Annotated in this window: 10 protein-coding genes and 1 riboswitch; of the genes, 1 reads left to right on the top strand and 9 read right to left on the bottom strand. The window is 31.1% G+C overall.

Features of this window, described 5'->3' with window-relative positions; genetic code table 11:
- Positions 1–216 precede the first annotated feature (216 nt).
- The 4 genes from CLCHR_RS24640 to CLCHR_RS00565 form a co-directional block, all read right to left on the bottom strand.
- The gene (locus CLCHR_RS24640; protein WP_169896714.1) at positions 217–354 is read right to left on the bottom strand and encodes a hypothetical protein; all 138 of its coding nucleotides are present in this window, start codon (positions 352–354) and stop codon (positions 217–219) included.
- Between the two features lie 212 nt (positions 355–566).
- On the bottom strand, positions 567–3188 hold the full coding sequence (gene adhE, locus CLCHR_RS00575) for a bifunctional acetaldehyde-CoA/alcohol dehydrogenase (RefSeq protein WP_079437711.1): 2622 nt from the start codon (positions 3186–3188) through the stop codon (positions 567–569).
- A 479-nt stretch (positions 3189–3667) separates the two neighbouring features.
- Complete coding sequence (locus CLCHR_RS00570) at positions 3668–5077, bottom strand: PTS mannitol transporter subunit IIBC (protein ID WP_079437710.1); 1410 nt, start codon at positions 5075–5077, stop codon at positions 3668–3670.
- Positions 5078–5378: 301 nt separating this feature from the next.
- Entirely contained in the window at positions 5379–6656 is a 1278-nt protein-coding gene (locus CLCHR_RS00565) for a TolC family protein (RefSeq protein WP_079437709.1), read from the bottom strand.
- A 342-nt stretch (positions 6657–6998) separates the two neighbouring features.
- Here CLCHR_RS00565 and CLCHR_RS00560 point away from each other — a divergent pair, with 342 nt between their 5' ends.
- A complete protein-coding gene (locus tag CLCHR_RS00560) occupies positions 6999–7484 on the top strand; it encodes a MarR family transcriptional regulator (protein ID WP_079437708.1) in 486 nt (161 codons plus the stop codon).
- A 70-nt stretch (positions 7485–7554) separates the two neighbouring features.
- On the opposite strand, the gene CLCHR_RS00555 is transcribed toward CLCHR_RS00560, so the two are convergent.
- From CLCHR_RS00555 to CLCHR_RS00535, 5 genes are all read right to left on the bottom strand, one after another.
- Complete coding sequence (locus tag CLCHR_RS00555; RefSeq protein ID WP_079437733.1) at positions 7555–8691, bottom strand: trans-sulfuration enzyme family protein; 1137 nt, start codon at positions 8689–8691, stop codon at positions 7555–7557.
- Positions 8692–8743: 52 nt separating this feature from the next.
- Positions 8744–9892: a trans-sulfuration enzyme family protein gene (locus tag CLCHR_RS00550; protein ID WP_079437707.1), complete on the bottom strand. Its 1149-nt coding sequence runs from the start codon at positions 9890–9892 to the stop codon at positions 8744–8746.
- A 137-nt stretch (positions 9893–10029) separates the two neighbouring features.
- Positions 10030–10147, bottom strand: a riboswitch (SAM riboswitch).
- 267 nt (positions 10148–10414) lie between these two features.
- Entirely contained in the window at positions 10415–11683 is a 1269-nt protein-coding gene (locus CLCHR_RS00545; RefSeq protein WP_079437706.1) for an ABC transporter permease, read from the bottom strand.
- The gene (locus tag CLCHR_RS00540) at positions 11674–12411 is read right to left on the bottom strand and encodes an ABC transporter ATP-binding protein (RefSeq protein WP_079437705.1); all 738 of its coding nucleotides are present in this window, start codon (positions 12409–12411) and stop codon (positions 11674–11676) included. The genes CLCHR_RS00545 and CLCHR_RS00540 overlap by 10 nt, the downstream gene beginning before the upstream one ends.
- 5 nt (positions 12412–12416) lie before the next feature.
- Positions 12417–13838 (bottom strand): HlyD family secretion protein, encoded by a 1422-nt coding sequence (locus CLCHR_RS00535; RefSeq protein WP_079437704.1) that lies wholly within the window; start codon positions 13836–13838, stop codon positions 12417–12419.
- Positions 13839–14316: the final 478 nt, after the last annotated feature.

Below are 14316 nucleotides of genomic sequence, written 5' to 3'. Positions count from 1 at the left end.
CAGCATTTTATGTTCTTTTGTAAATAGATTTTCCAAATACAGAAGATCTCATACTCAGTCACAAGATAAAATTATTCATTTAACTTTAGTAAAATACTAATTTCATCCTTTTAATATCAAAATAATAACATAAACGTTATCACTAAACTGTCAGGTTATCTAATATTATTACTTCTTTCACTTTCTATATTAAACCATATAAAATTCGTTTTCAATTTAAACAAGTTCAAAATTGTGATACGTTTCCAGTGACAAATTTAAAGTATATGTATTTAACTTTGAAATTTCTTCTTTAATCTGCAGTATCTCTTCTCTTATGTACATTACCTCTTTGCTTATTTGACTATCCATCATTACCATGATCCCTCTTATGTGTGTAGTGCCTTGATGAGTATTAATACTTCACCAAGGCACTTATTCCCATCAATGATTAGCTACTATTCAGCCTTATCGAAAGCATTTATAAACATTTGTTTAATTTCCTTTATTAATGGATATCTTGAATTTGCCCCTGTACATTGATTATCAAAAGCCTGCTCTGACATCTCATATAAAGTTGCATAGAATTACTTTTCTGTTACTGCAGCTTCTTCCTTAATCTCTTCTTTATTATCATAAACATTAATAAACATTTGTTTTATTTCACTTACTAATGGATATCTTGGATTTGCTCCTGTACATAGATCATCAAAAGATAATTCGGACATCTTATCTAAAGTAGCATAGAATTTCTTTTCTGTTACTCCTGCTTCTTTAATTGTCATTGGAAGATTTAACTTCATCTTTAATTCATCTATTGCCTTAATTAATGCCTCTATATTTTCGTCATCTGTTTCTCCTCCTAATTGTAGATAATCAGCCATCTTTGCATATCTAGATTTAGCACTTGGATATTTATATTGTGGGAACGCAGTTTGCTTTCTTGGATCTTCTACTGAGTTAAATTTAATTACTTCATTAATTAATATTGCATTTGCAGTTCCGTGTGGTACGTGGTGTTCTGCACCTAATTTATGTGCCATTGAGTGACATACTCCAAGGAATGCATTTGCAAATGCCATACCAGCTATTGTTGATGCATGAGCCATCTTTTCTCTTGCCTTTACATTAATTGTTCCTTCAGTGTATGCAAGTGGTAGATATTTAAATATCAATCTTGCTGCTTCTAATGCTAAACCATTAGAATAATCTGAAGCAAGAACTGATACATAAGCTTCTATTGCATGAACTAGAGCATCTATACCTGATGATGCAGTTAATCCTCTTGGCATATTCATCATTAATTCTGCATCAATGATAGCCATATTAGGAGTTAATTGATAATCAGCTAATGGATATTTTACTCCTGTCTTTTCATCAGTAATAACTGCAAATGGTGTAACTTCTGAACCAGTACCTGCTGATGTTGGTACAGCAACAAAAGAAGCTTTTTTACCAATCTTAGGCATATTGTAGATTCTCTTTCTGATATCCATAAATATCATTGCTAAATCTTCGAACGCTACATCTGGTTGTTCATAAAGAACCCACATAATTTTAGCAGCATCCATTGGTGAACCTCCACCAACTGCTATTATTGTATCAGGCTCAAAGTTAAGCATTTCTTTAGCACCTTTTCTTGCACTTTCAAGAGTTGGATCGGGCTGAACATCATAGAATATTCTATAGTCTACACCTATTTTTTCTAATACCTTAGTAACATTTTCAAGAATTCCTAAATCATATAAAATCTTATCCGTTACAATAAATGCTTTTTTCTTTTCCATATCCTTTAGTTCTTCAAGAGCCATTCCTAAACAGCCATATTTAAAGTAAATCTTTTCTGGAACCTTGAACCAAAGCATATTTTCTCTCCTTCTTGCTACACTCTTAATATTTAATAAATGCTTAACTCCAACATTTTCTGATATTGAGTTTCCCCCCCAAGAACCGCAGCCTAAAGTAAATGATGGTGCTATTCTAAAGTTATATGTATCACCTGCTGCACCATGTGAAGCTGGCATATTGACAAATGTTCTTGAAGTTTTCATTGCTGCACCAAAGGCTTCAATTCTATCTTTGCAAGTCAATTCGTTAGTATATAAAACTGAAGTATGACCCATACCGCCGTATGCTAAAATCTTGCAAGCTTTATCTAAAGCATCATCAAAAGTTTTTGCCTTGTACATAGCTAACACTGGAGATAATTTTTCGTGAGATAATGGTTCTTTAGATCCGATTAATTCTACTTCTCCAATTAATACTTTTGTATCTTCTGGAACTTCAATTCCAGCTAATTGTGCTATTCTAAAAGCTGATTGACCAACTATATCTCCATTTATAGCACCATTTATTAATACTGTTTTTCTTACTTTATCTATTTCATCACCAGTTAAGAAATAAGATCCTCTTTCAATAAACTCATTTTTAATTTCATCATAAACTTTATCTATTACAATAATAGCTTGTTCTGATGCACATATAACACCATTATCAAAAGTCTTTGAAAGAAGAATTGAGTTAACAGCCATTTTAATATGAGCAGTTTCATCAATGATAACTGGTGTATTACCTGCACCAACACCTAGCGCTGGTTTACCTGATGAGTAAGCAGCCTTAACCATTGCTGGCCCCCCTGTAGCAAGGATGATATCAGCTTCCTTCATAACTACTCCTGAAAGTTCAATTGATGGTTCATCTATCCAGCCTATTATTCCTTCTGGAGCACCCGCTTTAACTGCTGCATCAAGAACTATTCTAGCTGCTTCTATTGTTGACTTTTTTGCTCTCGGGTGTGGTGAGAAAATTACACCATTCCTTGTTTTTAAAGATATTAATGCTTTAAATATAGCAGTAGATGTTGGATTAGTTGTTGGAACGATCGCTGCAACAACACCAATTGGTTCTGCAACTTTGGTGATACCAAAAGCATCATCTGTTTCTAAAATGCCGCAAGTTTTTTCATTTTTATATTTATTATAAACATATTCAGACGCTAAATGATTCTTAATAACTTTATCTTCAAATATCCCCATACGAGATTCTTCTACAGCCATCTTAGCAAGTGGTATTCTTGCATCAAGCGCTGCCATTGCTGCTTCTCTGAAGATTTTGTCTACCTGCTCTTGTGTATAAGTAGCATATTTCTCTTGAGCAGCTCTAATTTGCTCCATTTTTTTCTTTAACTGATCAACATTTGTAACTTTCATTAATATTCGCCCCTTTTAATTTATTTAATATATCTTCCGGTTTATACTTTTCAATAAAACTAAACATCTCAAACATTGTTTGTTAAATATCAATCAATATTTGAGGTAAAAAAAGAAAAAATGTTTATTTTTTCCCCTCTTAAAAAGCCATTATCATGGTTTTATTTCATTTTTTCCTATTTTATAGTTAATTTTTTAACACTCGTACACCATATTTCTAATAAGATAAACATTTATTTGAATTATGATTATTATATAATTTAATTAAATTTATACTCAATCGAATATAATATTTGACTTTTTCATAATTCTGCTTATTACCATATTAAATTGAAGATTATTTCTAAATATTCTTAGATTGATATTTTTTTAACTTTCAATCTCAAAAAAAATTAATATAATTCTCATTTAATATTTACTTGTATACAATAAAGGACACTGAAATCAGTTGTCCTTTATTGTAACCATAATTTAGTTTATTATTTTAATGTGCTTATAAACTCATCATATTTAGAACGATCTAAGAAGTTCTTAACTGTGATTATATTGGCTGTATTTGCTGATTTTTTTGCTCTTTCAACTAAGTTTTCTTGAGTAAATACTACATCAGCATCTTGCGGAATACTATCAACTGATGAATGCTTAACTGCAACATCATTAATTCCAGCATCCTTTAAAGCCTTTTTAAGAATAGATTCTCCCATTGCAGAAGATCCCATACCTGCATCACAAGCGAAAACTATTAATTTAACATCAGATTTTGATACTTTAACAGTTGTTTCTGCAGCTTTTGAACCTTTGCTTTCTGCTTTCATACCTTTCATCTTAGCTTGAGCTTCATCAATATTTCCTTCATTCTCATCATCTTTTGAAGCCTTAAGAATTACTGATCCTACTAAGAAAGATACAATCGCACCTACTGCAACTCCTGCTAAAACTGAGAAATATCCTCCTTTTGGTGTCATTGCCATTACTGCAAATATACTACCTGGTGAAGCTGGTGCTGCAAGTCCAGCATTAGTTAATACGAAAACTAAATCTGCACAGATTCCTCCAGCTATTGCTGCTACTATTAATACTGGTTTCATTAAAATGTATGGGAAGTATATTTCGTGTATTCCTCCAAGGAAGTGAATGATTATTGCTCCTGGAGCTGATTGTTTTGCATTTCCCTTACCGTATAAAGTATAAGCTAAAAGTATACCAAGCCCTGGACCTGGATTTGCTTCAAGTAAGAAGAATATTGATTTACCCACTTCTTGTGCTTGTTGTATTCCAAGTGGAGATAATATTCCATGATTAATTGCATTGTTTAAGAATAGTACCTTAGCTGGTTCAATGAAAATATCTATTAATGGTAGAAGACCCATGTTAGTAACTATAGTTGCTAAAGCACCTAATGTGTTTGAAAAAGCAGTAACTACTGGTTCAATACAAGTATAACCTATAAGTGATACAATCGCACCAAATATACCAGCTGAAAAGTTATTTACTAACATTTCAAATCCTGTTGGAACTTTTCCTTCAAATAATTGATCCACCTTTTTGATTACGAATCCACCAAATGGTCCCATAATCATTGCACCTAAGAACATTGGAATAGAAGCACCTACTACAACTCCTGCTGTTGCTATTGCACCAACTACAGCACCTCTTTGACCATAAACTAGTTTACCACCAGTGTATCCAATAAGTATTGGTAATAAGTAAGTTATCATTGGTCCCACTAATTTACCAAAGTATTCATTTGGAACCCATCCAGTAGGAATGAATAATGCCGTTATTAAACCCCAAGCAATAAATGCACCGATGTTAGGTAATACCATACCACTTAAAAAGCTACCTAATCTTTGTACGCTTCCTTTAAGAGACGTTTTGTTAGTTTCCATAATAAAACCTCCATTTATTTAATTAATATAATTTAATATTAGTTCTTTCATTTATTATCTTAAACTATACATAAAACCTTTTCAATTTAAACAACTTCAAAATTGAGTTACGTTTTCAATGACAAATTTAAAGTTTCTAATATTCAATGTCTAAAAGGCCATAAACACTAAACCTAGCGTACTTCCCCCCAATAAACTTCCTACTTAAACTAATACAGAGAGCAACAAAAAAAATAGTAACTTCTAATTAAATTATTAAAAGTTACTATTTCAGTTCACCTAATTATATTCTCGATATGGTTTAAAAAGCTAACCACGGCTTTTGTATTTTTTCTTTTAATGTATTATAGCTATCTATCGCAGTCCTTAATTGAATATCTAAATCTTGACTATTTGCAACTTGGGTATCATAATCTGATTTTGTCATCAGACCTAAATCAGATTTTAGTTTTAATGTACTAAGTTGTCTATTATTTATCTGTATGCTACTTTTCAGATAGTTTATATTGTCTTCTGTAGCAAGCAAATTGGTATATATAGTTTTAAGCGATTCCTTGTAAGTTTTTTTAGTCTCTTCTAACGCAGTTTCTTGAGTGTACACTCCTAACTTACTATTTAAATAAGCTAATCTCAATGATAGAGTAGTTGTATATGCACTTATATTAGTATTGTATTGATTCATATCATCAACATATTTCATATATGCGCCTAAATCATCAGTGTTTGCAGGTTTTGAAGGCTTCTTCGTAATTGCTTCATTGGTTTTATCTTCTGCTTTCTTTACATCCTCTTCGGACACTTGATTATCTTTGTCATCATAGTAATCTTTTTTTAACTTCAATAATTCACTACTATATTTTAGATACTTATCTATTGCATTATCCAAATATTCATCTATTGAACCATCTATTTTAAGTTGTTCATACTTAATATCTTGCTCCAAAGTGAACTTTGTTACATCCTTGCCTGTTAGTACCTTAAAACTATCTTGAGCATCTCTAAGTGTATTTATGCTTAAATTTTGTTGATTTTGTAAACTTTGAATTTGTAACTCCGTACTATCAAAATCTATTGAAGTCATGATGCCTAAATCTTTCTTTAATTTAGCATTACTAATATCCTTCTTTTTAAGCTCTAATATTTTTGAAGCCTTGTCTATTTTCATTTGGCTTGTAACTATATTATTGTAAGCAGTAGTAGTTTTTTGTACAAGCTTATCTTCATCAAAGTCTCTTTGTTGTTTCAACTGGCTTAATGTATTATCATTAATATCTTCATCGTAGTCCTTGTGGTCACTATCAGCATCCTTGGCATCATCAATTTTTTCATTAATATCATTAACCTTATCTTGATAGCTTATTTTCTTTTCATCTAATGCTAGAGTATTACTATTACTTATTGCTGCTTTTATAGCATCATCTAAAGTAAGAAGGACTTTTCCGTTTACTTGTATTTGTACATTTGCAGTAGTATTATTAGTACTTTCTACATTGTCTGATGCAAAAGCTGGAACAATACTTCCGCTTATAATACTTATACCAATCGCAAATGCAACAATCTTATTTACGTTCTTTCTCATGTTTATTCTCCTCTTATTTAAATTTTGTCTTACTATTAAATACATTATTTTAAAGAATTAAAGGTTCCATTTCTAACTTGTCCTAATAAATCTAATAATACTCCTTACTTACCAAGTTGTAAAATTAATAATAACTGGAATATATTATTTTTTTCTTAACTAAAACTTAATTCCACCTTATAATTCCTATTAAATTTTTAGATATTGTGTTAATAAATTGAAACTATATAATGATTATATTTTCATAACTATTATAAGTCAATAATCTTTTATATTGTTTTCAGATTGTTAATAGTTTATAATTAAGTAATATACTATTACGTAAGGAAGGATTGTTTTTATATGGATAAAGATAACTTATTCAAAGTAGCTGATTCTTTAGTAAACTTTTTATGGATTATTAAAAAGTATGTACTTAAGGAAAATGATATTGCAAAAAATTTTCAATCTCCAGAAAAAGTTATAGAAGGTTGTATTCCCGATTTTTCGATACCACCATCACATATTAAGGTTATCTTTTATCTTGCTGAATTCAATTCATCTCCTATTTCTCAAATTGCAGAAAACTTAAATATATCAAAGTCTAATATGACTCCAATTATAGATAACTTAATTGGTCACGGATTAGTTAATAGATATTCCGACTCTAACGATCGAAGAATTCTTCGAGTTGAGTTAACAAAAAAAACTTTCGATTTATTGGATTCTTTTCGAGTTGCAATTTGCAATTCATTTGTTGATAAAATATCCGAACTCTCAGACGACGAAATAAGCACGTTAGATGAATCCATCTCAAACCTTATAACCATATTACGAAAATTAAAATAGAATATAACGTATAGTTAAAGGTCTGATTGAATTGATATTCAATCAGACCTTATTTTTACTTTTATATTTCTTACTTTTCCATCGCTTCCTTAAATGACTCTATTAAATCGTCAATATCCTCAAGCCCTACAGATACTCTTATTAATGTATCTGTTATTCCAAGCTCTTCTCTCTCTTCTTTTGGTATTGATGCATGGCTCATCTTAGCTGGGTATGAAACTATAGTTTCAACACTACCTAAACTAACAGCTACAGCTACATTCTTTACGTTATTTAAGAATACTTTTGTTCTATCAAATGTTTTAAATTTAAAAGATAATACTGCGCCTGCTCCATCTGCTTGCTCTAGATGCAATTCTCTACCTTCCATCGAAGGTAGTCCAAGATAGTACACCTTCTCAACTTCTTCTCTTGACTCAAGCCATTCGGCTAATTTTTGAGCACTTTTTTGAAGCGCATCTAACCTAACTTTTAATGTTTTAATACCTCTAACTAAAAGCCATGAGTCTTGTGGTCCAAGTACTGCACCAAAAGTATTTTGTATTTGATAAACTCTATCTCCTAATTCCTTTGTTTTAGTTACAACAAGACCTGCTATAACATCACTGTGTCCTCCAAGAAATTTAGTTGCGCTGTGTACAACGATATCTATACCAAGCTCAATAGGTCTTTGTAGATATGGTGACATAAATGTATTATCTACTATAGTTATCGCACCATTTTCTTTAGCTAATTTACTAGCTGCTCTTAAATCTGTAACTTTTAACAATGGATTTGAAGGTGTTTCTAAATAAAGTCCCTTAGTATTTTCTTTAAACGCTTTTTCTATCTCTTCAATATTTGACGCATCTACAAAAGTAAATTCGATATTAAATCTCGAGAATAATTTTGTAGTAGCTCTATACGTTCCTCCATATACATCTCCACAGATTATAACATGATCTCCTGATGAGAATATTGACAATACTGAACAAATAGCTGCCATCCCTGATGCAAATGCAAATCCACATTCACCACCTTCAAGCTCGGCTATCAATTTTTCTACCACATCTCTAGTTGGATTTCCTGATCTTGCATAATCATATTTTCCGAAATTCTCTATGTCAAATTGGTGAAATGTTGATGTTTGATATATCGGAGTGCTTACCGATCCTGTTGTAGAATCTATGTCTCCACTTGCATGTATTAATTTAGTTCCAAAATTCATATTTAACGCCCCATTCTTATTTTTATTGTTTCTTACTTTAAAGCTATATAATCTATTTTCCAATAGCATTTTCTAAATCTTTTATCAGATCATCTATATTTTCTATTCCAACTGATAATCTAAGTAAATACTCATCTACACCTAACCTTTTCTTTATATCTTCTGGAATTTCTGAATGGGTTTGAGTTATTGGATATGTTATTAGTGTTTCAACTCCACCCAAACTTTCTGCAAATCTTATTATTTTAACTCTTTCTAGAATCTTCGGAATTAATTCTTTATCTTTTACTCTAAATGATAATGTTGCCCCGAAACCAGTTGATTGTCCTTTGTTTACTTCGTAACCCTCGAAATTCTCTAATCCTACATAATAAACTTTTTCTACCTTTGGGTTCCTTTCTAAAAATTTTGCTATCTTTATTGTATTTTCTTGTGACCTTTCTAGTCTTATATGTAAAGTCTTTATCCCTCTTAAAATTAACCATGAATCAAATGGTGATAAAGTCGCACCTGTTGACATATGAATTCTCCTGAGCTTTTGTAGAATTTCTTCATCATTTGCTACAATAAATCCTGCCAATAAATCGTGATGTCCTCCTAAGAACTTCGTTCCACTGTGAACTACTAAATCAGCTCCCAATTCTAGCGGCCTTTGATAGTAAGGAGTCAAGAAAGTATTATCCACAATTAACAATAAACCATTCTCTTTAGTTATCTCTGCCACCGCTCTTATGTCCGTTACCTTCATCATTGGATTAGAAGGAGTTTCTATAAGAATAGCCTTTGTATTTTCTTTAAGAGAATTTAATATATTTTGTGTATCCGTAGTATCAATAAATGTTGCTTCTAATCCAAAATCTCTAAAAATATCATCAAATAATCTATATGTGCCTCCATATAAATCATCAGACAAAATTATATGGTCTCCAGATTTAAACAAGTGTATACAGGCCGTAATTGCTGCAACTCCTGAGGAAAACCCTATTGCTGATTTGCCACCTTCTAAAACAGCTAATGTTTTTTCAGCTTCTTCTCGAGTAGGATTTTGAGCTCTTGCATAATCATACCCAGTACTATTATTAAGCCCATGATGTTTAAATGTGGCAGCTTGATATATTGGAAAGCTTATAGCGCCTGTAGCTTCATCTCCACCTGATATCCCACTGACTGCAATTGTTTCAAAAGATTTTTTTAAAGTCATCGTTTTGCCTCCTTTAATTTGTTTTGCTTAATGCATTCTTTATTGCTAATAACGTAGATAATAGTAATTAAAAAAGCCACTTCAAAAATAAGAAGTGACTTTGTAGCCATAACATAAGTTCTAATAAGACTTAATTCCTCTCATTTTTCAAGATATTCTCTTGCAGGATTTAGCACCAACGAAAAAACTTATATAAAATTTTTTTCAGGTTGCCGGGTTTCAAAGGGCCAGTCCCTCCACCACTCTTAATAAGATTAACTTATCCAGATATTTTTTTGTTAATACTAATTATACATAGTTACAGAGACTTGTCAATAAATATTAGTAAAAATATCGACTTTCTATGTCATTAAAATTATAGAATGTTTTTTTATACTTTGAAAATTCTTTTCAATTAAAGAGAAGATAGCCAAATTAGGTTTTCAATCAAACCATAGTGACTATCTTCTGAAACTAAATTCTACTTATGCATACTTGTATTAAATATTTGATTGAGCTTTACTCATTATTATTTTTATAAACTTATTCGTATCTTAAGGCTTCAATCGGATCAAGGCTTGCCGCTTTTTTAGCTGGATAGTATCCAAAAAATACACCTATTGCCATTGAAAAAGTGAAACTTATTAAAATTGTTGGTACAGATATCGATATTGGTGATTTTAATACCAGACATGCAATTATTCCCATTCCAATTCCCAGAACTATTCCTATTGTACCTCCAATTGTGCATATTATGACCGACTCAGTTATGAATTGCATTTTTATATGGCTACTTTTAGCCCCAAGAGCCTTTCTTGTTCCTATTTCTCTTGTTCTTTCTGTAACAGATACAAGCATTATATTCATTACTCCAATTCCACCTACGAGTAATGCTATTGCTGCAATTACAGATATGCCCATGGATATCATACCAAGTACTGATGTAATTGATTCTGCTTCATTTTGAAGATTCATAACTTGCAATTCCCAATACTTATTATTTTTATATAACTTATCTGTATACTTCTTCATATCCTTAACAAATTTTTCTGAATCAACATTTGTATTTGGTTTAATCATAAAACCATAGTAATTTTTATTCTTCTGCTCTGCTTTTGCAGTAGTTATAGGAATATATAAGCTCGTTTGTATATCCTTTTCTTTTGCCGCGGTCCCCCCTCCTTGAAGAAATGAAGGAGGTTGATATTTATATACTCCTACAATAACATATGTTTCTATACTATCTTGTACATAAGCCTTAATTTCTTTTCCTATAGGATCAGACTTTCCTTTAAAAATATTATTTACGAGTTTATCTGAAACTACTGCGCTTTTTTTCATGCCTTTAATATCTTTATCGGAAATGAATCTCCCACTAATCATCTTTACATTATTAACGTCTTTATATCCATCATTTACTCCTGTAGTCGTTATATTAGCATACACGTATCCATCTTTTACTTTTCCTTGTCCTGTATCCGAATCTATACTTATATTGCTAATTCTATCCGAAAACGCTTCCTTAATTGAGTTTATCTGCTCCAAAGTAATAAGGTCACTATCTTCTGGTGATTTACCCGAATATCCTCTGTCAGAACCATCTTCACTCTTTTCTCTTACCTGAACCATCATGTTATTAGCACCTAGCTTATCTAACTCACCTGATACTTTTGCCGTTATCGCACTTCCGATGGATACAATTCCTATAACAGACGATATTCCAATGATAATTCCAAGCATAGTTAATAGCGATCGCATTTTACTTGCCCTTATCCCTGCCACTGCAAGTAATATATTTTCTTTTATAAACATATCTTTTCACCATCTGGAAATTTTTTAACATATTTGTCATTATACTCTTCTGATACTATCTTTCCATCCTTTAGCGTTATAATTCTTTCCGTTTCCTCTGCAAGCTCATAATTGTGAGTAATAAACACTATAGTCTTGCCCTCTACTTCATGTACCTTATGAAACAAATCCATAACTAATCTTCCTGTTGAGGAGTCAAGAGCTCCAGTTGGTTCATCTGCTAATATTATACTAGGTTCATTTGCAAGTGCACGAGCGATAGCAACTCTTTGTTTTTGTCCCCCTGATAACTCGTTAGGAAGATGCTTCATTCTATCTTCCATTCCAACAAGTTCTAAAAGTTTTTCTGCTCTCTCTCTTCTTTCATGCCTATTCATTCCATAATAAAGCATTGGTAACTCAACATTTTTTAAGGCTGAGCTTCTTGGTATTAAATTATAGGTCTGAAATACAAATCCTATTTTTTTATTTCTCACTTCTGATAATCCATTATCTGTTTTTTCACCAACATTTGTACCATTTAAAATATATGTTCCGGAAGTTGGCCTGTCCAGTGCTCCTATAATATTCATTAAGGTACTTTTCCCTGATCCTGATGCACCAACTATTGATACAAATTCACCTTCTTTTATTGTTATATCTATATCTTTAAGGATATCTAATTGATTGGGAGTTCCAATATAAAAGCTTTTAACAATATTTCTCATATCTATTATATTATCTTTCAAAAAGTTCACCCCTCATTTATCTTAATTTTTTCTCCAACTTTACAAGTCGAAGGATCATCAATTATCATAATTCCATCAGAAATTCCCTCACCTGAAATTTCAACATTAAAATCAGATTCAACCCCTGTATCTACTGGAATCTCCTTAACTATATACTCATTAGGCTTATCATCAGCTTTTTCTGCTATATATATACTTTTACTATCATTATTTTGAACTATACTCTCTGATGAAACTGCAAAAATATCTGATTTCTCATTTAAAATAACATTTACTCTCGCATTCATACCAATTTTTATATTTTCATTGATGCCATTAATCTTTATTTTAGCTTCAAAACCTGTATCATTACCTGTCCCTTGTGATTGAGCTGTTGATTTAACTTGGGTCATATCACCCTTCTTAGCAGTTGGACTAACACTTATAACTTCTCCCTGAATAATTTCTTCTCCTGTTCCATCCGTCTTTATTTCGGCTCTTTGTCCTACTTTAATATTTGCTATATCAACCTCTTTTATTGATGCCGTTATTTCCATATTATCTAAGTTTTCTATTTGAAATAAAACCCCATTTCCAGAATTCCCGACAACAGCATTTACAACTGTAACTGTGCCATCAACCGTAGCTTTAATTGTACAATTATCTAATTGCTGCTTTTGTTTTTCTATTGCAATTCTTTGGCTATTATTGTTGCTGTTATTTTGTGCTGTATCATAAGTGCTCTTAGCTGTAGTCAGGGCTTGATTCACCTTAACTTTTGCATTATCTAATGCTACTATAGATTTCTCATAATCTGATTTTGCAGTTTCATAATCTATTTGAAATTTATTTAATTCACTCTTTGAAATTGCTTCATTATCAAATAAAGCTTTGTTATTCTCATAGATATTTTTCTTATCATCATAATTAATCTTTGCTAATTTTAGAGTTTCTTCAGCGTTCTTTATCTCCCCATTCGAGTTACTATTATATAACCGTAATTCATCATCATATGCTTTTCTTGCACTATCAAGCTGCACCTTAGCATTGGCTTCTGATACGTCAGCAGTAACTACAGCTTGTTCAATATCTTTTTCTAATCCTCCCGTATCTAATATAGCTAAAACATCTCCTGCTTTTACTTTATCTCCAGCCTTAATCTTAACCTCTTTTACCGGATTACTTATTGTACTATATATATTGGTAGTCTCCTGAGATTTTATTTCTCCTAAGACATTCACACTATTTATGATTTTTCCCTTTGATAAAACTGTATGTTTGATCTCTAAGGCAGGTTTAGGCATAACTACTTTAACTATTACAAATATCGCTGCTATTAAAAATATTGTACACAGTAGTATTACTTTTTTACTTGGTTTCTTTTTCAGTTCTAATCCTTTTAGGCTTATGCCTTTAGGTTTTAATTTCTTAATATCTAACTTTGGCATTTATAAATTCCCCCAATCTTTATAATTTTCATTGATTCATATGTAATACAAGTAGTTAACATAAATTCATTCTACTCTTCTATGCTTTCCCCTCATTGGTTTATGTACTTTACTACCATTCACATTAGTTCACATATATGGTCCCGTCTAATACTCAATAAGTATATCATTACAAATATAATATAACTCTTAATAAAACATTAACTTTTCCTTAAACAACATTATTTATATAAATGTGAATCTGATAATTATATAGTAAATCACTTTTATTCAATGTTATATTGATAATCCTTACATTTATCTTTCAATTTTGTAATAAAAAAAACATAAGCAACACAACCTTTAAGTATTCTCTTTAGATTTATCATTGTACATTTCTTAATAATTAACAAAAAAAGATGTAAGCGGATTTCATAATTTTGAAATTCACTTACACCTTGCATTGTATAGATCATATAAACCCTAAAATTTAAAATAA

The sequence above is a fragment of the Clostridium chromiireducens genome (assembly GCF_002029255.1).
Taxonomy (GTDB): domain Bacteria; phylum Bacillota; class Clostridia; order Clostridiales; family Clostridiaceae; genus Clostridium; species Clostridium chromiireducens.
This window is presented reverse-complemented; position numbering and strand designations above follow the sequence as displayed.

Coding starts and splice junctions, on each gene's coding strand:
- CLCHR_RS24640 (WP_169896714.1), bottom strand. CDS start 354: ATGATGGATAGTCAAATAAGCAAAGAGGTAATGTACATAAGAGAAGAG.
- adhE (WP_079437711.1), bottom strand. CDS start 3,188: ATGAAAGTTACAAATGTTGATCAGTTAAAGAAAAAAATGGAGCAAATT.
- CLCHR_RS00570 (WP_079437710.1), bottom strand. CDS start 5,077: ATGGAAACTAACAAAACGTCTCTTAAAGGAAGCGTACAAAGATTAGGT.
- CLCHR_RS00565 (WP_079437709.1), bottom strand. CDS start 6,656: ATGAGAAAGAACGTAAATAAGATTGTTGCATTTGCGATTGGTATAAGT.
- CLCHR_RS00560 (WP_079437708.1), top strand. CDS start 6,999: ATGGATAAAGATAACTTATTCAAAGTAGCTGATTCTTTAGTAAACTTT.
- CLCHR_RS00555 (WP_079437733.1), bottom strand. CDS start 8,691: ATGAATTTTGGAACTAAATTAATACATGCAAGTGGAGACATAGATTCT.
- CLCHR_RS00550 (WP_079437707.1), bottom strand. CDS start 9,892: ATGACTTTAAAAAAATCTTTTGAAACAATTGCAGTCAGTGGGATATCA.
- CLCHR_RS00545 (WP_079437706.1), bottom strand. CDS start 11,683: ATGTTTATAAAAGAAAATATATTACTTGCAGTGGCAGGGATAAGGGCA.
- CLCHR_RS00535 (WP_079437704.1), bottom strand. CDS start 13,838: ATGCCAAAGTTAGATATTAAGAAATTAAAACCTAAAGGCATAAGCCTA.